This window comes from Phytohabitans maris (assembly GCF_031085175.1).
Taxonomy (GTDB): Bacteria; Actinomycetota; Actinomycetes; order Mycobacteriales; family Micromonosporaceae; genus Phytohabitans; species Phytohabitans maris.
In genome coordinates this window covers 80,762-99,968 of the sequence record NZ_JAVHUY010000014.1, presented here as the reverse complement: position 1 = coordinate 99,968, position 19,207 = coordinate 80,762, and the positions used below count along the sequence as shown (strand labels likewise).

Below are 19,207 nucleotides of genomic sequence, written 5' to 3'. Positions count from 1 at the left end.
CGCCTGCCCTGTGACGGTAGGCACAACCCGTAAGGCGTCCTAGGATGCTAGGTGGAGCCCCGGAGCGGGACGCGGTGGCGGCACCCCGAAGAATGGGCGGGTGCACGCCCCCGACCCGGCCGCCACCCTGGCCGCGCTCCGCCGCGACCGGCCGGACCTGGTCACCCCGTTCGAGCGGGCGCTGCCCGGCGCCCGGGCCGCGGTGCTCGCCCGCCTCTGGGGCGCGTACGCCCGCGAGCCGATCCCCGGCGTCCTGCGCCGCGAACGCGCCGGCGGCCGCCTCACCGTCCACACCTCCGCCGGGGCGCTGGCCGGGCCGGCGGAGGCGGCCGAGGCGTACGCGCCGGCACCCGACGGCCTCACCCTGCGCCTCGGCACCACACCGCACACCGACCCGGGCACGCTGGCCCGGGCGCTGGGCCACCCCGGGTTCGCCGTCGAGGTCGACAACAGCGTCGCCAACCTCGCCCTGGCCCGCACCGCCCCCCAACCGGAGCCCACCCTCACCGGCACCCTCCCGCGGCTGGAACAGTCCGTCGTGGACGGACACCCCCTGCACCCCTGCTGCCGCACCCGCCTGGGCATGTCCACACTGGAGGTGCTCCGCTACGCGCCCGAGCACCGCCCGGTCGTCCGGCTGCACGTGGTGCGGGTGCCGCCGGCCCGGTGGTGGGGCGACGGTCCGCCCCTGCTGCTGGTCCACCCCTGGCAGGCCGAGCACGTGCTCGACGCGTACCCGTGGCTGCTGCCGGTGGGACGCGTGCCGGCGCGGCCCCTGATGAGCCTGCGCACGATGGCGCCGGTGGGGGGTTTCGACCAGGTGAAGACGGCGGTGGACGTGCGGATGACCTCCGCGGTGCGGACCGTGTCGCCAGCCGCGGTGCGCAACGGGCCGGCGGTGACCGCGCTGCTACGCGCCCTCGCCACGCCCGGCCTCGAAGTGCTGGCCGAGGAGCGGGCCGGCGCCGTCCTGGTCGACGGGGAGCCGTCCCGGAGCCTGGCCTACCTGCGCCGCCGCGCCCCCCGCCTGGCCGCCGGGGAGGTCGCCGTCCCGCTCGCCGCGCTCGCCGCCGCGGTGCGCGCCGGCCACCCGCTGCCCGACCCGCTCGGCTTCTTCACCGCCCTCGCCGGCGTGCTGCTCGACCCGCTGCTGCACCTGCTGCGCCGCGGCGTCGCCCTGGAAGCCCACGGCCAGAACAGCCTCGTCGTGCTCCGCGACGGCCACCCGACCCGGCTGGTGTACCGGGACTTCGGCGGCGTGCGGATCAGCCCGGCCACCCTGCGCGCCCACGGCCTGGAGGCGCCGCCGCTCCTCGGCGACCTGGTCACCGACGACCCGCGGGACCTGCGCGCCAAGCTCCTGGCCGCCGCGGTCAGCGGCGCGCTCGCCGAGCAGGTGGCCGCCTTCTCCCGCGCCTACGGGATCACGCCGGCGCTACTGTGGAGCCGGGCCGCCCGCCCCGAGCTGCGCGACGGCCCGCTGCCGGTCAAGGCGACCACCGCGATGCGACTGGCCACCGACCCACTCACCGACGTGTGGGCGCCTCTCCCCAACCCGATGGCTGGTTAACCCAATGGCAGAGGTTAAGAGTTGACCGATCTGACCGTGTGCGCTTACTCGCCCGGCACCGTCCGCGACGCGGCCGCCCACACCGAGAGCCACCTGGCCGTGCACGCCCCCCAGCTCCGCGCGGCGTTCCGGGCCGCGCTGCCACAGGCCGCGGCCGCCGTCGGGCGCCGGCTCCTCGGCGCGCTCTGGCGCGAGGACTTCGCCGACACCCGCATCCGGTACGACGGCCGCGGTCACCGGCACGCGTTCGACCGGGTCGAGTTCGAGGCGGTGCCGGCGGACGACCCGGTCGACCTGCTCCCCTCCTCCATCGTGGACGGTCGCGGGTGGACGCTCGCCGCCGAGCTCGCCAACGCGGTCGCCAACCTCGCGATCGCCTACGCCCGCCGGTCCTCGGTGGACCCCGCCGGCGACGGTCCCGACGCCGAGGCCGTGGCCCTGGAACGGCTCGCGATCGACGGCCACAACCTGCACCCCTGCGGCCGCACCCGGATCGGCTGGAACGTCGACGACGTGCTCGCCCACGACCTGGAGGCCGGCACCACGAGAATCGGGTTCGTGGCCCTGCCCCGCGACGCCCACGTCGGCGACGACCTGGGCGCGTTGCTGGGGGTCGACGCTCCTCGCGGCTTCGTCGCGCAACCCGTGCACGCCTGGCAACGCGACGCCGTCCTCGCCCGCCGCCACCCCGAGGTGCGGATCCTCGACGGCGACGTCCCGGCCGTACCCACCGCCGCCCTGCGCACCCTGCTGCTGCCCGACGGGCGCTACCTCAAGCTCTCCCTCGACATCCAGGTCACCTCCAGCCGGCGCAGCATCTCCGTCGCCAGCACCCACAACGGCCCCGCCCTCTCCACCCTCCTGACCCGCCTCCTCGCCGCCGAGGAACGGGTGACGCTGCTCGCCGAGACCGCCGGCGCCGCCCTCGACGGCAGCCGCGACGCCTCCGCGATCCTCCGCGACGGCCTCACCGCCCACCTCGCCGGCGGCGAACGCGTCGTCCCCGGCAGCGCCCTCCCCCTGCTCGCCGGCGACCTGCTCGACGAGCACGGCGGCGGCCCGCTCGCCTTCCTCACCGACTACGCCCGGCTGGTGCTGCCGCCGCTGCTGCGCCTGGCCACCCGCCACGGCATCGCGCTCGAAGCCCACCTGCAGAACTGCCTGCCCACCTTCGTCGCCGGCGTCCCGCACCGGCTCGTGCTGCGCGACCTGGCCGGCCTGCGCCTGCACCGCCCCCGCCTGGCCGCCACCGGCGCCCAGCTCACCCTCTGGCCCGGCTCGGTGATCGGCACCGACGACCTGTACACGATGCGCGCCAAGCTCGGCTACACCGCCTTCCAAGCCCACCTCGGCGAGCTCGTCATCGCCCTGACCCGCCACGGGCTGGACGAGGCGGCCGCCTGGCGGGCGGTACGCGAGGTGGTCGACGAGACGTACGAGCCGCTGCGCGCCGACCCGGCCACCGCCCGCGCCGCGGCCGCCGACCACGCCGCGTTCACCGCCCCGCGGGTGCCGCACAAGGCCCTGGTCCGGATGCGGCTGACCGGCGCCGGCGACGTGTACATCCCGGTCCGGAACCCGCTGCATGCTCCCTGAACCCGTCCACGCCGCCCTCGCCGGCCGCCCCTCACCGGTCTGCGCGTACGTCTACGACACCGGCACCCTGCGGGCCACCGCCGCGGCCCTGCGCGCGGCACTCCCGCCCGGCGCGACCCTGCTGTACGCGATCAAGGCCAACGGCCACCCCGCCGTCGTCTCGGCGCTGGCCGGAGCCTGCGACGGGCTGGAGGTCGCCTCCGGCGGCGAGCTCGCCCAGGCGGTGGCGGCCGGCGCCCGCACGATCGCGTTCGGCGGCCCGGCCAAGACCGACGACGAACTGCGTGCCGCGATCCTGGCCGGCGCGCTCGTGCACGTGGAGGGCGTCCTCGAACTGCGCCGCCTCGCCGCCCTCGCCACCGCCCCGCTGGACATCGCGCTACGGGTCAACCGGGCCGGCGGCACCCCCGGCGGCACCCACCGGATGACCGGCGCGCCCACCCCGTTCGGCATCGACGAGGCCCAGCTGCCCGCGGCCGCCGCCCTCGCCGCCACCCTGCCCCGGCTGCGGGTGGTCGGCTTCCACCTGCACGCCGTCTCCAACAACCTCGACGCCGACGCACACACCGCCTTCGTCGACGACGCCGTCCACTGGTCGGTGGCGGCCGCCGCGCGCCTCGGCATCCCACTGTCCTATGTGAACGTCGGCGGCGGGCTCGGGATCGACTACACCTCCCAAGCGGCTCTCGAGCTGCCCCGCCTGCGCGCCCAGCCACCACCGCCCGGCGTACGGCTGGTGTTCGAGCCGGGCCGCTTCCTGGCCGCCGGCGCCGGCTGGTACGCCGCCGAGGTCCTCGACCTCAAGCACACCCACGGCCGCTGGTTCGCCGTCCTGCGCGGCGGCACCCACCACTTCCGGCTACCGGCCGCCTGGGGCTACAGCCACCCGTTCACCGTCCTGCCCCGCGACCCGTGGCCGTACGACTTCCCCCGCCCCGAGGTCGGCGACGTCGAGGTCGACGCGGTCGGGGAGCTCTGCACCCCCCGCGACGTGCTCACCCGCGCCCAGCGCGTAGACCGCCTGCGGGTCGGGGACGTGCTGGTCTTCGGCAACGCCGGCGCGTACGGCTGGGACATCTCCCACCACGACTACCTGCGCCACCCCCACCCCGACTTCCTCGTCCTCTGACCGCACCCCGCCGGTGATCGAAGCTCCCCTGAAGTCGTTCTAACGACTTCAGGGGAGCTTCGATCACATCGACTTCCTCGCGGGTCAGGGGCGGGCGGCCTCGGCGCGGGCGAGGAGGTCGCCGAGCAGGGCCAGGTCGACACCGGCCAGCGTCTCCAGCAGGTGCAGCCCCTCGACCGGGTCGAGCGGGACCTCGCTCGGCACGCCCAGCACCGCCGCACCCGACGCCAGGGCGCTCGCCACCCCGGCGCGCGAGTCCTCGATGGCCACGCAGCGTTCGATCGGGACGCCGAGCAGCCGCGCGGCCAGCAGGTACGGCTCCGGGTCGGGCTTCGGGGCGCGCACCTCGTCACCGGCGACCACCACGTCGAAGTTGTCGCGCCCCAGCGTCTCCAGCGCGATCTCGACCAGCGGCCGCGCCGTCGACGTGACGAGCGCGGTCGGCAGGTCGGCGGCCCGCACCGCCAGCAGCAGCGCCAGCGCGCCCGGCCGCCACACCAGCCCGGTGCGAAACAGCTCGCCCATCCGCCGGGCGACCCACGCCTGGCTCGTCGCCAGGTCACGCCACTGCTGGCCGAGGTCGGCGTGCAGGATCCGCATCGACGTCGTGGCGTCCCCGCCCACCATCGCCACCCGGGCGGCGTCGGACAGGCTCCCGCCGTACTCGACGGCCAGCTCGCGGAGGGCGACGTCCCACAACCGCTCGCTGTCGACGAGCGTCCCGTCCATGTCGAACAACACGGCGGCCAGCCCCGGCCTGCTCTGCGTCACAGCCACGATCCTCCCCGATCCGCCGCCGGGACGGCGGCGGCGACCCGGCGGCTGTGGCCGACGCCTCACCCGACGCGGCCCGGCTCAGCCGACGTCGCAGGGGGCCAGCGACCCCTCGTACCCCTCGAAGAACGCGTCCGTGCGCTGCCGCGCCGTGCCGTGCGCGCCCGGCGCGAACCACGGCTGGCTCGGGTCGTCACCCACCGCCAGCAGCCCCTGCCGCAGCTCGTCGACGTCACCCCGGTCAAGCGTCAGGGTGCCGTCCTTCACCGAGTCACCGATGTACGCGCCGGCCATGCAGTCGGCCTGCAGCTCCTGCTGGATCGTGAACCGGTTCTGGATGCCCAGCCGGGCCTGCACCGCGTGCGCGTACTCGTGGCCGAGCAGGTAGAAGACGAACGCGTCACCGATCTGGCGGAAGGCGCCGACCGCCCAGTTCACGTCGTACGCGATGAAGTCCCCCGCCGAGCAGTACGCCGCGTTGTTACGGGTCAACGGCTGGCCGCCACAGGCGACGTCCCCCTCCTGCCGGTACGGCACGATCCGCCGCACCGGCTCGAAGCCGCGCACCCGCTGCCCCCAGTACCCCTCGGCCACCTCGACCGCGCCCTCGATGTCCCGCTGGAACTCCTCGACGGTCATCGTGCCGTCCTCCTGCCGCCCCGGCGTCCCCGCCGACGCCGGCGGCGCCTCGGGCGGCGGCTCACCCCCGTCGTCGGTCCCCACGAAACACGCCGCCGCGAACAGCGCCAGCACCAGGCCGCCCAGCCGCACCCACCGCATCGTCACGGTCCCGTTTGTACCCTCGCGCCGCAACCGCCAAGCCCCGCCCGCGCGTCTACGCTGTGCCCGTGGACGAGGCGCGGGTGCTGCTCAGGCCGGCCACCGCGGCCGACTTCTGGCTGTTCGAGCGGCAGGCGGTGGAGCCCGAGGCGGGCGGCGACTTCAACTGGTCGGGCTTTCGCGACGTCCACGCCATCCGGCGCCGCTTCGACGAAAACGGCCTGATCACCCCGGACGGCGGCTGCCTCATCGTCGTACACGACGGCGCCGCCGCCGGCAACGTCGTCTGGACCAAGACGCGGTACGGCGCACCGGACTGGTGGTGCTGGACCATCGGCATCGCCCTGCTCCCCGAGCACCGCGGCGCGGGGGTCGGCACGCTGGCCCAGAAACGCCTGGCCGCGTACCTGCTCGACACCAGCCCGTCCCCCCGCGTCGAGGCGTACACCGACGTGGAGAACCTCGCCGAGCAGCGCGCTCTGGAAAAGGCCGGCTTCGCCCGCGAAGGCGTCCTACGCGCCACCCAGTTTCGCGGCGGCCGCTGGCGCGACATGGCCATGTACAGCCTGGTCCGCCCCCAGCAAACCCCCGCTACTTGGCGTTGAAGTAGTTGGCGTCGGGGTGGTGGACGACGATCGCGTCGGTGGCCTGCTCCGGGACGAGCTGGAACTCCTCCGACAGCTGCACACCGATCCGGTCGGCGCCGAGCAGGTCGACGACCTTCGCCCGGTCCTCCAGGTCGGGGCAGGCCGGATAGCCGAACGCGTACCGGCAGCCGCGGTAGTCGGTGCGCAGCAGGCCGGCCAGGTCGGTCGGGTCGCTGTCGGCGACCGTGCCGCCGCCCGGCAGCGCCAGCTCGGTGCGGATGCGCTTGTGCCAGTGCTCGGCCAGCGCCTCGGTCAGCTGCACCGACAGGCCGTGCACCTCCAGGTAGTCGCGGTACTCGTTGCGGGCGAACAGCTTCGCCGTGTACTCGCTGATCGGGTGCCCGACCGTGACCAGCTGGAACGCCACGACGTCCAGGTCGCCGGGAGCGGACGCCGAGCGGGGGCGGAAGAAGTCGGCCAGGCAGAGCCGCCGCTCCTGCCGCTGCCGCGGGAACGAGAACCGGGCCCGCTCGGCGTGCCCGTTTTCGTCCAGGACGACCAGGTCGTTCCCCTCCGAATAGGCGGGGAAGTAGCCGTACACCACGGCCGCCTCCAGCACCTTGTCGGAGATCAACCGGTCCAGCCAGTACCGCAGCCGCGGCCGCCCCTCGGTCTCCACGAGCTCCTCGTAGCTGGGGCCGGAGCCGCCGCGGGAGCCGCGCAGCCCCCACTGCCCCAGGAACGTCGCCCGCTCGTCCAGCAGCGCCGCGTAGTCGGCCAGCGGCACCCCGCGGACGACCCGGGTGCCGAAGAACGGCGGCGTGGGCACGTCGACGTCGCTGGCCACGTCGGAGCGGACCGAGTCGTCGCTCAGCTCCGGCAGCGACTCGCTGACCACCGCCCGCTGCCGCTCCCGGCGCGCCTTCCGCGCGGCCAGCGCCGCCTCGCGGGCCGGGTCGACCATCGGCGCCTCGCCGCGCTTGGCCGCCATCACCCGCTCCATCAGCGACAGCCCCTCGAACGCGTCCCGCGCGTAGTGCACCTCGCCGGCGAACATCGAGCGGAGGTCGTCCTCCACGTACGCGCGGGTGAGCGCCGCACCGCCCAGCAGCACCGGCCACCGGCCGGCGACCCCGCGCGCGGCCATCTCCTGGAGGTTTTCCTTCATGATCACGGTGCTCTTGACCAGCAGCCCGGACATGCCGATCGCGTCCGCCTGGTGCTGCTCGGCCGCGTCGAGGATCGCGTTGATCGGCTGCTTGATGCCGATGTTGACGACCTCGTACCCGTTGTTGGAGAGGATGATGTCGACCAGGTTCTTGCCGATGTCGTGCACGTCGCCGCGGACCGTGGCCAGCACGATGCGCCCCTTGCCACCGTCCTCGGCCTTGTCCATGTGCGGCTCCAGGTAAGCCACCGCGGTCTTCATCACCTCGGCCGACTGGAGCACGAACGGCAGCTGCATCTGCCCCGACCCGAACAGCTCGCCGACCACCTTCATCCCGTCGAGCAGGATGTCGTTGATGATCACCAACGCCGAGCGCTCCGACAAAGCGAGATCGAGGTCGGCCTCCAGGCCGTTGCGCTCGCCGTCGATGATCCGCCGCTTGAGCCGCTCGTCGAGCGGCAGCGCCGCCAGCTCCTGCGCCCGGTTGGCCCGCGCGGACGCCACGTCGACGCCCTCGAACAGCTCGATGAACCGCTGCAGCGGGTCGTACCCCTCGCGCCGCCGGTCGTACACCAGGTCGAGCGCGACCGACCGCTGCTCCTCGGGGATCTTCGACATCGGCAGGATCTTGCTGGCGTGCACGATCGCGCTGGTCAGCCCCGCCTCGACGCACTCGTTCAGGAACACCGAGTTGAGCACCTGCCGGGCGGCCGCGTTGAGACCGAAGGAGACGTTCGAGATACCCAGGGTGAAGTTGACCCCCGGGTACCGCTTGGCGATCTCCCGGATCGCCTCGATCGTCTCGATGCCGTCGCGGCGGGTCTCCTCCTGCCCGGTCGAGATCGGAAACGTCAGGCAGTCGACCAGGATGTCCGTGACCGGCAGCCCCCACCGGCCGGTCAGGTCGTCGATCAGGCGGGAGGCGACCCGCACCTTCCACTCCGCGGTGCGCGCCTGCCCCTCCTCGTCGATGCAGAGCGCCACCACACCGGCGCCGTGCTCCTTGACGATCGGCATCACCCGCGCGTACCGCGACTCGGGCCCGTCACCGTCTTCGAAGTTGACCGAGTTGACCACGCAGCGGCCGCCGAGCATCTCCAGCCCCGCCTCGATCACCGCCGGCTCGGTCGAGTCCAGCATGATCGGCAGTGTGGAGGCGGTCGCGAACCGGCCGGCCAGCTCCCGCATGTCCCGGGCGCCGTCGCGCCCCACGTAGTCGACGCAGAGGTCGAGCAGGTGCGAACCGTCCCGCGCCTGCCCCCGGGCGATCTCCACGCAGGCCTGGTAGTCACCGGCGAGCATCGCCTCGCGGAACGCCTTCGACCCGTTCGCGTTGGTCCGCTCACCGACCATCAGCACGCTCGCGTCCTGCTCGAACGGCACGTGGTGGTAGATCGACGACACCCCCGCCTCGACCGCCGGCCGCCGCGCCGCCGCGCGCGCCCCGGCCAGGCGCTCCGACACCACCCGCACGTGCTCCGGCGTGGTGCCGCAACAGCCGCCGATCAGGGAGACGCCGTACTCGTTGACGAACCTGTCGAGGGCCTCCGCCAGCTCCCGCGGGGTCAGCGGGTAGCGGGCACCGTCGGCGGTCAGCTCGGGCAGGCCGGCGTTCGGCATCACCGACAGCGGCACCCGCGCGTGCTGCGACAGGTAGCGCAGGTGCTCGGTCATCTCCGCCGGGCCGGTGGCGCAGTTGAGGCCGATCAGGTCGACGCCGAGCGGCTCCAGCGCGGTCAGCGCCGCCCCGATCTCGCTGCCCAGCAGCATCGTGCCGGTGGTCTCCACGGTCACGTGGCAGATCAGCGGGAGGTGCCGGCCGGCCTCCGCGGCGGCCCGCCGTACCCCGATCACCGCCGCCTTGGTCTGCAGCAGGTCCTGGCAGGTCTCCACGATGAGCGCGTCGGCGCCGCCGGCGATCAGCCCGGCCGCGTTCTGCTGGTACGCGTCGCGCAGCGCCGCGTACGGCGCGTGGCCCAGCGTCGGCAGCTTGGTGCCCGGCCCGATCGACCCGAGCACGAACCGCGGCCGCTCCGGCGTCGAGAAGCGGTCGGCCGCCTCCCGCGCGATCCGCGCCCCCGCCTCGGACAGCTCGAAGATCCGGTGCGGGATGTCGTATTCACCGAGAGCCGCGAGGTTGGCGCCGAACGTGTTCGTCTCGACACAGTCGGACCCGGCCGCGAAGTATGCCTCGTGTACCCCCCGCACCACGTCCGGACGGGTCACGTTGAGCACCTCGTTACAGCCCTCCAGACCCTGGAAGTCGTCATCGACGTCCAGGTCAGCGGCCTGCAGCATGGTGCCCATCGCCCCATCGGCGATGAGGATGCGGTCGGCGAGCGCGTCAAGCAGCGAGTTCGGCACGGTCCAAGGTTAGTGCCCCAGGCCGCCCGGCGGCGCGGCCCCCGACCCGCCCGGACGGCACGCCATCGGGTATGCGCACGCTCCGACACGTAGTCTGAGACATGTGACCGAGTTTGACGGCCTGCCGGTGCTGCGCTCGCCCGTGGCCATCGCCGCGTTCGAGGGGTGGAACGACGCCGCCGACGCGTCCACGGCGGCGGTCGAGCACCTGGAACAGGTGTGGGAGGCCAGGCAGATAGCGGCGCTGGACCCGGAGGACTTCTACGACTTCCAGGTCAGCCGCCCCACGATCACCATGGCGGACGGCGAGACCCGCCGCATCGAGTGGCCGACCACCCGCTTCATGGTCGCCAAGCCCCCCGGCACCGAGCGCGACGTCGTGCTCATCCGCGGCATCGAGCCGAGCATGCGCTGGCGCACCTTCTGCGAGCAGGTGCTGGAGCTGTGCCACAGCCTGGAGATCGAGCGGGTGGTGCTGCTCGGCGCGCTGCTGGCCGACGTGCCGTACACCCGGCCCCTGCCGATCAGCGGCAGCGCCTCCGACAAGGACGCCGCCGAGCGCTACCGCCTCACCCCCACCCGCTACGACGGCCCCACCGGCATCGTCGGAGTCCTGCAGGACGCCTGCACCCGCGCCGAGGTCGACGCCGTCTCGTTCTGGGTGCACGTCCCGCACTACGCCAACAACCCGCCCTGCCCCAAGGCCACCCAGGCGCTGCTGCACCGGGTCGAGGACGTCCTCGACCTGCCGGTCCCGATGGCCGACCTGGCCGAGGAGGCCGCCGAGTGGGAGCAGCGGGTCCGCGCGGCCGCCGAGCAGGACGCCGAGCTCGGCGAGTACGTCCGCGAGCTCGAGGAGCGGGTCGGCGACGCCGGCATCCAGCCCCTGACCGGCGACGAGATCGCCCAGGAGTTCGAAAAGTACCTGCGCCGCCGCGGCGGCTCCGCCGGCCCGACGGCCGGCCCCGGGTCGCCCCGCCCACCCGTTCGTGATCGAAGCTCCCGCCACGCCGTTCTAGCGACGTGGGGGGAGCTTCGATCACGGGCGGAAGCCTGTGTCCTCGCTTGGCGTGTCGCGTGCGGCGCGGCACACCCGTAAGGCATCCTAGGAAACTATGAGTATCAACCCGGGGGCGGCGGAGTTCCCGCATCGGCAGATCGCGGCGCAGCTGCGGGAGCGGATCCGGCGCGGCGACTGGGCGCCCGGCGAGCGGCTGCCCAGCATCCCGGCCATCGCGGAGATGTTCGGGGTGGCGAAGCAGACCGTGCAGCGCACCGTGGACCAGCTGCGGGTGGAAGGGCTGCTGATCACCAAGCCGGGCTCCGGCACCTATGTACGGGGCACCCGGCGCCGGCTCAACCGCCTCTCCCGCGGCCGCTACGGCGTGCACCGCGGCTACCACGCCGACTTGGCCGCCCGGTACCGCCAGCACCTCGCCGACGTGGGGCGGGCACCGGCGCCGCCCGAGGTGGCCGACGCGTTCGGGGTGCGCGACGGCACCGAGCTCGTCGTGCGCCGCTACGTGGTGCGCACCGACGACGTGCCGGTCGAGGTGGGCGCGTCCTGGTTCCGGGTGGACGACGCGGGCGGCACCAGCCTGGAACGGCGGGAGGCGTTCGGGCGGCCGCTCTACCAGGAGGCCGAGGAGGTGACCGGCCGGCGGTACGTCTCGGCGAGCGACACGATCAGCGCCCGCCAGCCCAGCCGCGAGGAGGCGGAGATCCTGCAGATCCGGCCGGACACGCCGGTGCTGCACCTGCTGCACGTGGCGTTCGACGAGCGGCACAAGCCGGTCGAGGTGGCCCAGGCGACCTGGCCGGGGCCGATGACGACGCTGACCGAGGAGTACAGGATCCCGGCGCCCACGCCCGACCCCGACCCCGATCCAGGCCTCGCGCTCGGCTGACGCCACCCCCTTTCGTGATCGAAGCTCCCCCCACGTCGCTAGAACGGCATGAGGGGAGCTTCGATCACGAAGCGGGCGCCGGCTAGAGGCGCACCCCGAGCAGCGCGTCGACCGTGCGGGCCATCAGCTGCGCAGCGTCCGCGTCGTCGGCGGAACCGCCACCGGCCAGCGCCCGGTCGGCCCACTCGTCCACCAGCGCCAGCGCACCGGGAGTGTCGAGGTCGTCGGCGACCCTCGCCCGTACCCCGGCCAGAAGCTCCGCCCCCGACGGGCCGGACGCCGCCGCGGCGGCCGCGCGCCACCGGGCCAGGCGCTGCTGTGCGGTCTTGAGCAGGTCGTCGGTCCACTGCCGGTCGGCGCGGTAGTGGTCGGCCACCAGCGCCAAGCGCACCGCCATCGGGTCGACACCGTCGGCCCGCAGGCGGGAGACGAAGACCAGGTTGCCCTGCGACTTCGACATCTTCTCGCCGTCGAGACCGATCATGCCGGCGTGCACGTAGTGGCGGGCGAACGGGGCGACGCCGGTGAGCGTTTCGGCGTGCGCCGCCGAGCACTCGTGGTGCGGGAAGAGCAGGTCGTTGCCGCCGCCCTGCACGTCGATGGTCTGGCCGAGCAGGTCCAGCGCGATCGAGGCGCACTCGATGTGCCAGCCCGGCCGCCCCGGCCCGAACTGCCCGCCGGCCCACGCCGGCTCGCCGTCCCGGGCACCGAGCCACAGCAGCGGGTCGAGCGGGTCGCGCTTGCCGGGGCGCTCCGGGTCGCCGCCGCGCTCGGCGAAGAAGGCGAGCATCTGCTCGCGGGAGAGGTTGGACTCGTACCCGAAGTCGGGCGCCGCGGCCACGTCGAAGTAGACGTCGCCGGTGCCGTCGTCGAGGCGGTACGCGGCGCCGCGGTCGACCAGGGCGGCCACCTTCTCCACGATCGCCGGGATCGACTCGACCGCGCCCACGTAGTGCGCCGGCGAGATCATCCGCAGCGACTCCATGTCTTCGCGGAAGAGGGCGGTCTCGCGCATCGCGAGCACGATCCAGTCCTCGCCGTCGCGGGCGGCCCGCTCCAGGAGGGGGTCGTCGATGTCGGTCACGTTCTGCACATAGGTGACGTCGTGCCCCGCGTCCCGCCACGCCCGCTGCACCAGGTCGAACGTGATCATCGTGGCCGCGTGCCCCAGATGCGTCGCGTCGTACGGTGTGATGCCGCACACGTAGATCGTCCGCGCGCCGGACGGGCCTCCGGTGAAGTGCACGGCCTGCCGCGCCGAGTCGAACAACGCGAGCGGCTGGCCGCTGCCGGGCAGCCGCGGCACCTCGTGGCCGGTCCAAGATTCCATGCCGGCCAGCCTATCCAGCGGCGGGACCGCCACCGCCGCGACCGACGTCCCGCCGACCGCAAACCAACCGAACAGCCGAGACCGAGATTCTTCGAGCCACCGCGACGCCCGCCGTGGTCCGGACCGTCGCGCGGGGCCCCCAAGAGAACGCTCCGCTGCGCTCCACGTTTTCTTGGGGTGCTTTCCCGCAGCCTCACCCTCCGCGTCTGGTCCCGCCCCACCCCATCGACCGGCCCGGGCGGCCGCCGAGATCGTGGTACGCAGTTGCCCCTGGGTGGGCGGATCCGTACCACGATCTACCGGATCGTGGTGCTTGGCTGTACCAGATGACCTATTCCAAGCCATCAGGTACCGCAACGTCCGCGGACGGGTCCGAACCCAACGCCAAACCCGCGTCCTGCCCACCGAGTCACGCGGAGAACGGGCGAACGATCACTGCCACCCCTGCGGCGCGGCCCGAACCCGACTTCAGCCGGCGATCGTGGTATTCCACTGCCCCCCTGAGGGCACCCAGGTACCACGATCCGATCCGCCACCCGACGCCGAACCCAACCCGCCGCGGCAACCAGGCCGGACCACCAGCCACAGACGGCGAAGCCACGAGAACGCACCCGCGCAACCGCCCGGACCACCGCGGACGTCGCGGTAGCGGCGGGATCGGCGCGCGTGCGTGCCTGGAGCTGTCGATCGAGGAGGCCACCGTCCCGGTCGTGCGTGGCGCACAGTCGCCTGACCTGGAGGCCGGGGAAGTCGGCGAGGGCCTAGATGGGGGGCCAGGGGACGGCGGGCCAGTCCTCGGACGGGCCGGGGAAGCGCCCCGCGGCCAGCAGCGTGCCGACCCGTTCGCGGGTGCGGCGGACCTCGGCGAGGGTGAGGTGGACGGCGAGTTGCTCACCCAGCGTGGTGTCGAGGGCCGGGCCGAGCCGCTCCAGCACCTCGACCGCCTCGTCGGGCAGGCGGGCGTCGGTCCAGCCCCACAGCACGGTGCGGAGCTTGTCGTCGACGTTGAAGCTCACGCCGTGGTCGACGCCGAACACCTGCCCGTCCGCCCCGACCAGGACGTGGCCGCCCTTGCGGTCGCCGTTGTTGATGACCGCGTCGAAGACGGCCATCCGGGCCAGGCGGGGGTCGTCGGCGTGGGCCAGGGCGTAGGCGTTGCCCTCCTCGTCGCGCGCCGACGCGATCCGGAACCAGCCGATCGGCAGCTCGAACGCCGGCACGAAGCCGACCATCTGCTCGCCGTCCTCCGGCTCGTCGATCCAGAGCTGGCAGGCGCCGGCGCCGAGCGGCCCGTCGCGCAGCACGGTGGGCGGGACCAGGCGCCAGCCGGTGGCGCGGGAGACGAGGTAGGCGGAGACCTCCCGCCCGGCCAGGGTGCCGTCCGGGAAGTCCCAGAGCGGCCGCTCGCCGCGGACCGGCTTGTACACGCAGCGGGCGGTCACCCCGTCGAGGGTGAGCAAGCCGCGCAGCGTGGTGTTGGAGGCGTCGACCAGCCGCCCCTCCAGCTCGAACTCGCCGTGCCGCAGCAGCCGCAGCGCGTCCGCCTCGTCGAGCACCGGCTGCACGTCCAGCTCGGTCATCGACTCAGCGGTGGTAGCCGTTGTGCCGCGGGCAGAGGTGGCCGCGCGGGTCGAGCGGCTGGCCGCAGAGCGGGCAGGGCGGCCGCCCGGCCGCGAGCACCCGCCGGGCGCGGTCGATGAACGCCCGCGCGGCGGCCGGTGTCAGCCGCACCCGCAGCCGGTCGAGGTCGTCGTCGGGCTCCTCGTCGTCGTCCTCGTCGTCCTCGTCCTCGTCGGCCAGCTCCGCGCCGCCGCCGAGCTCCAGCTCGACCTCCGACTCGCCGGCCGCGATCGCCTCGATGACCACGGTGGCGGTGTCGACGTCGTAGGCGAGGCCGAGCGTGCCGACCCGGAACTCCTCGTCCACCGGCGTGTCGAGCGGCTCGTTGTCGGACAGGGCCGCGGGCGCCTCGGGCAGCTCCGCGCCGAACCGGCGGTGCGCCTCGGCCAGCAGCTCCTCCAGCTTTTCGGCCAGCAACGTCATCTGCACCTTTTCCAGGGCGACGCTGACCAGCCGGCCACCCCCGCGGGCCTGGAGGAAGAACGTCCGCTCCCCCGGCGGGCCCACGGTCCCAGCGACGAACCGCTCCGGCGGCTCGAAGGCGTGCACCTGGTGGGTCATACCTAAGACCCTATCCGTAGGGCGGTCGGTCTGTGCAGTGCGTTCAGCCACCGGCCCGGCCGCCCACGGCGGCGTCCGAGTCGGCCGGCCGGGCGCGGCGCGGCCGGCGCCGCTTCGGGGGGACCAGGCCGGCCAGATCGCCGCCGGTGTCGTTGAGGCGGAGCAGGAACGGGCGCGTCGGGGTGAAGCTGATCGCGGTCAGCGAGGCCGGGTCGGCCACGATCCGTTGAAACAGGTCCAGGTGTACGCCGAGCGCGTCCGCCACGATCGCCTTGATCACGTCGCCGTGGCTGCACGCCAGCCAGAGCGCGTCCGGCCCGTGCTCGGCGCTGACCCGGGCGTCCCACCGGCGGACCGCCGCGGCCGCCCGCGCCGCCATCGCGGCCATCGCCTCCCCGCCCGGGAAGACGGCCGCGCTCGGGTGCTGCTGCACGACCGGCCACAGTGGATCCTTGGCGAGCCGTTTGAGGGGCTGGCCTTCCCACTCCCCGTACCCGCACTCGGTCAACCCCTCCTCGACCGCGACCTGCGCCGCGGGCAGCGCGATGTCGAGGGTCTGCCGGCACCGGACGAGCGGGCTGCTGACGACGGCGGCGAGCGGCACCGCCTCGAGCCGCTGGCCCACGGCGGCGGCCTGCGCCCGGCCGGTCTCGTCCAGCTCGACGGGACGGCGCCCGGCGAGCCCTCCGTCCGCGTTCGCCGTCGTGCGCCCGTGGCGCAGCAGCAGCACAGTAGCCACGATCCCCCACCCTACGACCCGTCGCGCGCTACGTAGCGGTGATCGTGCCGGCGGCGAGGAGGCAGAGGACGAGGCTGCCGAGCGCCACCCGGTACAGCACGAAGGCGTACAGGGTGTGATGCGCGACATAGCGCAGGAGCCACGCGATCGAGGCGTACCCGAGTACGAACGCGATCAGCGTCGCCACGACCATCTGCGCCCCGGACGGGGTGAGCCCCTCCCCGCTTTTGTCGAAGACGTCCGGGATGGAGAAGACGCCGGACATCACCACGGCCGGGATGGCCAGCAGGAACGAGTAGCGGGTGGCGGTCTCCCGGGTCAGGTTGAGCAGCAGGCCGGCGGTGACGACCCCGCCCGAGCGGGAGACGCCGGGGATCAGCGCCATCGCCTGGGCGAAGCCCATCACGACGCCGTCCCTCATCGTGAACTGCTCGATCGTGCGGGTCTTGCGCCCCCAGTACTCGGCGAACGCGAGGATCAGCGCGAACACGATGAGCGTGGTGGAGACCAGGTACAGGTTGCGCGCGGCGGAGCGGATCTGGTCCTTGAACAGGAAGCCGAAGATGCCGATCGGGATCGAGCCGATGATCACGTACCAGGCCATGCGGTAGTCCAGTGTGGAGCGCACCGAACGGTCCCACAGCCCGACGATCCAGGTCCTTGCCAGCCGGTAGATGTCCTTGGCGAAGTAGATCAGCACGGCCGCCTCGGTGCCGAGCTGGGTGACCGCGGTGAACGACGCGCCGGCGTCCTCGTCGAAGAAGAGCGCGGAGGTGATCCGCAGGTGCGCCGAGGAGCTGATCGGCAGGAACTCGGTGAGCCCCTGCACGATCCCCAGCACGATCGCCTCGACCCAGGTCATGCCCGTCCTCGCTTCGCTCCGGGCCGGCACGAGGCACCAATCGGGCTGAGCCTGGTGATTCGCTCGCTCATTCGCCGACCCCCGACAGGTCCAGTGCCTCGGCGACGGTCTCGAGGGTCTGGATGCCGCTCTCCGCGTCACCCGCGAAGAGCGAGACGGACAAGGTGGTCACCCCGGCCTCCGCGTACGCCACGAGCCGCTCGGCGACCCGCTCCTTCGGCCCGAGCAGCGAGGTGCGGTCGATGAACTCCAGCGGCACCGCCGCGGCCGCGTCCCGGTGCCGCTTGGCCAGGTACAGGTCCTGCACCTCGCGCGCCTCGTCCGGGTACCCCATCCGGGCGGCCAGCTGGTTGTAGTAGTTGGTCTCCCGGCTGCCCATGCCGCCGACGTAGAGGGCCGCGTACCAGCGGACCAGCTCGGCGCAGGAGGCGACGTCGTCACCGACCGCCGCGGGCACGCTGGGCACCACGTCGAAGCCCTTGAGGTCCAGCCCCGCCTTCGCCCGCCCGGCGGCCACGGCGGCCAGCTGCTCGGCGGCGGCGTCCGGGGCGAAGAAGACGGCCAGCCACCCGTCGGCGATCTCGCCGGCCAGCTCCAGGTTCTTCGGGCCGACCGCGGCGAGGTAGATCGGGATGTGCGAGCGGGGCGGGTGGAAGCCGAGCTTGAGCGCCTTGCCCGGGCCGTCCGGCAGCGGCAGCGTGTAGTGCCCGCCCTGGTACGAGACGGTCTGCCGGGCGATCGCCATCTTGACGATCTCCACGTACTCCCGGGTGCGGGCCAGGGGCTTGGCGAACCGCACCCCGTGCCACCCCTCCGACACCTGCGGCCCGGAGACGCCCAGGCCGAGGCGGAACCGGCCGCCGGAGAGCGAGTCGATCGTGGCGGCGGTCATCGCGGTCGCCGCCGGGGTCCGGGCCGGGATCTGCATGACCGCGCTGCCCACGTCGATCGTGGTGGTCTGCCCGGCGATCCAGGCCAGCGTGCTGGGCGAGTCGGACCCGTAGGCCTCGGCCGCCCACACCACCGAGTAGCCGAGCCGCTCGGCCGCCTGGGCCATGGCCAGGTGGTCGGCGGGCGTCGTCCACGCCGTCTGGTACCCGAGAGTCAGTCCTAACCGCACAGCGCCCCCAACGTCGAAGTCGCACCAGGGTACGCAATCAGCCGGTGCCTCTGGACAGTGACACGGGACTGAATAAGGTTCACCCATGCAGCAGCGACCGCTCGGGCGCAGCGGGCTGGCGGTGTCCCGGCTCGCGCTCGGCACCATGACGTGGGGTCGGGACACCGACGCCGACGACGCGGCCGCACAGCTCAAAAGCTTCCTCGACGCGGGGGGCAACCTCGTCGACACCGCCGACGTGTACGCGGACGGCGAGGCCGAGGCGGTGATCGGCGAGCTGCTCGGCTCGCTGGTCGCCCGCGAGGACCTGCTGATCGCCACCAAGGCCGGCCTGCGCCCGGGCACCGCCCGCCGCCGCGACGGCTCCCGCGGCCACCTGCTGGGCAGCCTCGACGCGTCGCTGCGCCGGCTCGGCACCGACCACGTCGACCTGTGGCAGGTGCACGGGTACGACACCGAGACGCCCCTGGAGGAGACGCTCACCGCCCTGGACCACGCGGTCTCCAGCGGCCGCGTGCGGTACGTCGGCGTCTCCAACTTCTCCGCCTGGCAGACCGCCCGCGCCGCGACCTGGCAGGCCGCGTTCCCCGGCCGGGCCCCGATCGTGGCCACCCAGATGGAGTACTCGCTGCTGGAACGCGGCGTCGAGCGCGAGGTCGTGCCGGCCGCCGCCACCCTCGGGCTGGGGCTGCTGCCCTGGTCACCGCTGGGGCGCGGGGTGCTGACCGGCAAGTACCGCAACGGCCGCCCCGCCGACTCCCGGGCGGCGAGCCCGCACTTCGAGCCGTTCGTCGCGCCGTACCTGGAGCCGCGCTGCTCCAGCATCGTCGAGGCGGTGGTCACCGCCGCGGGCGGGCTCGGCGTGTCGCCGCTGGAGGTGGCGCTGACCTGGGTGCGCGACCGGCCCGGCGTGGTCGCCCCGATCCTCGGCGCCCGCACGGTCGGGCAGCTGCTGGGCGCCCTCGCGGTGGAGCAGATGACGCTCCCCGCCGAGATCACCCAGGCCCTGGACGACGTGTCCGCGATTCCGCTGGGTTATCCCGAACGCGAGGGCTAGCTTCCCCCTTGCCCTTCGTCCTCACACTGGTCGATATCGCGAA

At 73.6% G+C, this 19,207-nt stretch carries 15 protein-coding genes and 1 pseudogene; 7 read left to right on the top strand and 9 right to left on the bottom strand.

What is annotated here, in order from left to right:
• The first annotated feature begins 100 nt into the window (after window positions 1-100).
• The 3 genes from RB614_RS16745 to RB614_RS16735 are packed head-to-tail and all read left to right on the top strand — an operon-like array spanning window position 101 to window position 4,295.
• Entirely contained in the window at window positions 101-1,570 is a 1,470-nt protein-coding gene (locus RB614_RS16745) for an IucA/IucC family protein (protein WP_308713432.1), read from the top strand.
• Between the two features lie 21 nt (window positions 1,571-1,591).
• Entirely contained in the window at window positions 1,592-3,166 is a 1,575-nt protein-coding gene (locus RB614_RS16740) for an IucA/IucC family protein (RefSeq protein ID WP_308713431.1), read from the top strand.
• The gene (locus RB614_RS16735; RefSeq protein WP_308713430.1) at window positions 3,156-4,295 is read left to right on the top strand and encodes an alanine racemase; all 1,140 of its coding nucleotides are present in this window, start codon (window positions 3,156-3,158) and stop codon (window positions 4,293-4,295) included. The genes RB614_RS16740 and RB614_RS16735 overlap by 11 nt, the downstream gene beginning before the upstream one ends.
• A gap of 84 nt (window positions 4,296-4,379) precedes the next feature.
• On the opposite strand, the gene RB614_RS16730 is transcribed toward RB614_RS16735, so the two are convergent.
• Both RB614_RS16730 and RB614_RS16725 read right to left on the bottom strand, forming a co-directional pair.
• Window positions 4,380-5,036: an HAD family hydrolase gene (locus RB614_RS16730; protein WP_308713526.1), complete on the bottom strand. Its 657-nt coding sequence runs from the start codon at window positions 5,034-5,036 to the stop codon at window positions 4,380-4,382.
• Window positions 5,037-5,150: 114 nt separating this feature from the next.
• Window positions 5,151-5,849, bottom strand: a complete 699-nt coding sequence (locus RB614_RS16725) for a neutral zinc metallopeptidase (RefSeq protein WP_308713525.1) — start codon at window positions 5,847-5,849, stop codon at window positions 5,151-5,153.
• A 68-nt stretch (window positions 5,850-5,917) separates the two neighbouring features.
• Between RB614_RS16725 and RB614_RS16720 the strand changes: the two genes are divergently transcribed.
• Complete coding sequence (locus RB614_RS16720) at window positions 5,918-6,454, top strand: GNAT family N-acetyltransferase (protein WP_308713429.1); 537 nt, start codon at window positions 5,918-5,920, stop codon at window positions 6,452-6,454.
• On the opposite strand, the gene metH is transcribed toward RB614_RS16720, so the two are convergent.
• Window positions 6,441-9,956, bottom strand: a complete 3,516-nt coding sequence (gene metH / locus RB614_RS16715) for a methionine synthase (protein WP_428983028.1) — start codon at window positions 9,954-9,956, stop codon at window positions 6,441-6,443. The two genes, RB614_RS16720 and metH, sit on opposite strands and share 14 nt — an antisense overlap.
• A 115-nt stretch (window positions 9,957-10,071) precedes the next feature.
• Between metH and RB614_RS16710 the strand changes: the two are divergent.
• Both RB614_RS16710 and RB614_RS16705 read left to right on the top strand, forming a co-directional pair.
• Window positions 10,072-10,932: pseudogene (locus RB614_RS16710) on the top strand (PAC2 family protein); the annotation flags it as partial.
• A gap of 151 nt (window positions 10,933-11,083) precedes the next feature.
• Window positions 11,084-11,875 (top strand): GntR family transcriptional regulator, encoded by a 792-nt coding sequence (locus tag RB614_RS16705; RefSeq protein ID WP_308713427.1) that lies wholly within the window; start codon window positions 11,084-11,086, stop codon window positions 11,873-11,875.
• An 82-nt stretch (window positions 11,876-11,957) separates the two neighbouring features.
• Here the strand turns inward: RB614_RS16705 and mshC are convergent, their stop codons facing one another.
• From mshC to RB614_RS16675, 6 genes are all read right to left on the bottom strand, one after another.
• Complete coding sequence (mshC, locus tag RB614_RS16700) at window positions 11,958-13,205, bottom strand: cysteine--1-D-myo-inosityl 2-amino-2-deoxy-alpha-D-glucopyranoside ligase (RefSeq protein WP_308713426.1); 1,248 nt, start codon at window positions 13,203-13,205, stop codon at window positions 11,958-11,960.
• 761 nt (window positions 13,206-13,966) lie between these two features.
• Entirely contained in the window at window positions 13,967-14,785 is an 819-nt protein-coding gene (locus RB614_RS16695) for an SCO1664 family protein (protein ID WP_308713425.1), read from the bottom strand.
• Window positions 14,786-14,789: 4 nt separating this feature from the next.
• Window positions 14,790-15,386, bottom strand: a complete 597-nt coding sequence (locus RB614_RS16690; protein WP_308713424.1) for a DUF3090 domain-containing protein — start codon at window positions 15,384-15,386, stop codon at window positions 14,790-14,792.
• A 43-nt stretch (window positions 15,387-15,429) separates the two neighbouring features.
• Complete coding sequence (locus RB614_RS16685) at window positions 15,430-16,125, bottom strand: MSMEG_4193 family putative phosphomutase (RefSeq protein ID WP_308713423.1); 696 nt, start codon at window positions 16,123-16,125, stop codon at window positions 15,430-15,432.
• 28 nt (window positions 16,126-16,153) lie between these two features.
• Entirely contained in the window at window positions 16,154-16,987 is an 834-nt protein-coding gene (locus RB614_RS16680) for an undecaprenyl-diphosphate phosphatase (protein ID WP_308713422.1), read from the bottom strand.
• 67 nt (window positions 16,988-17,054) lie between these two features.
• A complete protein-coding gene (locus RB614_RS16675) occupies window positions 17,055-18,107 on the bottom strand; it encodes an LLM class F420-dependent oxidoreductase (protein ID WP_308713421.1) in 1,053 nt (350 codons plus the stop codon).
• A gap of 85 nt (window positions 18,108-18,192) precedes the next feature.
• Between RB614_RS16675 and RB614_RS16670 the strand changes: the two genes are divergently transcribed.
• Complete coding sequence (locus RB614_RS16670) at window positions 18,193-19,164, top strand: aldo/keto reductase (protein ID WP_308713420.1); 972 nt, start codon at window positions 18,193-18,195, stop codon at window positions 19,162-19,164.
• Window positions 19,165-19,207: the final 43 nt, after the last annotated feature.

Bases quoted from the DNA above. Each gene is read 5' to 3' on its own strand.
- RB614_RS16690 (WP_308713424.1), bottom strand. From the start codon at position 15,386: ATGACCCACCAGGTGCACGCCTTCGAGCCGCCGGAGCGGTTCGTCGCT.
- RB614_RS16680 (WP_308713422.1), bottom strand. From the start codon at position 16,987: ATGACCTGGGTCGAGGCGATCGTGCTGGGGATCGTGCAGGGGCTCACC.
- RB614_RS16705 (WP_308713427.1), top strand. From the start codon at position 11,084: ATGAGTATCAACCCGGGGGCGGCGGAGTTCCCGCATCGGCAGATCGCG.
- RB614_RS16735 (WP_308713430.1), top strand. From the start codon at position 3,156: ATGCTCCCTGAACCCGTCCACGCCGCCCTCGCCGGCCGCCCCTCACCG.
- RB614_RS16670 (WP_308713420.1), top strand. From the start codon at position 18,193: ATGCAGCAGCGACCGCTCGGGCGCAGCGGGCTGGCGGTGTCCCGGCTC.
- RB614_RS16695 (WP_308713425.1), bottom strand. From the start codon at position 14,785: ATGACCGAGCTGGACGTGCAGCCGGTGCTCGACGAGGCGGACGCGCTG.
- RB614_RS16725 (WP_308713525.1), bottom strand. From the start codon at position 5,849: ATGCGGTGGGTGCGGCTGGGCGGCCTGGTGCTGGCGCTGTTCGCGGCG.
- mshC (WP_308713426.1), bottom strand. From the start codon at position 13,205: ATGGAATCTTGGACCGGCCACGAGGTGCCGCGGCTGCCCGGCAGCGGC.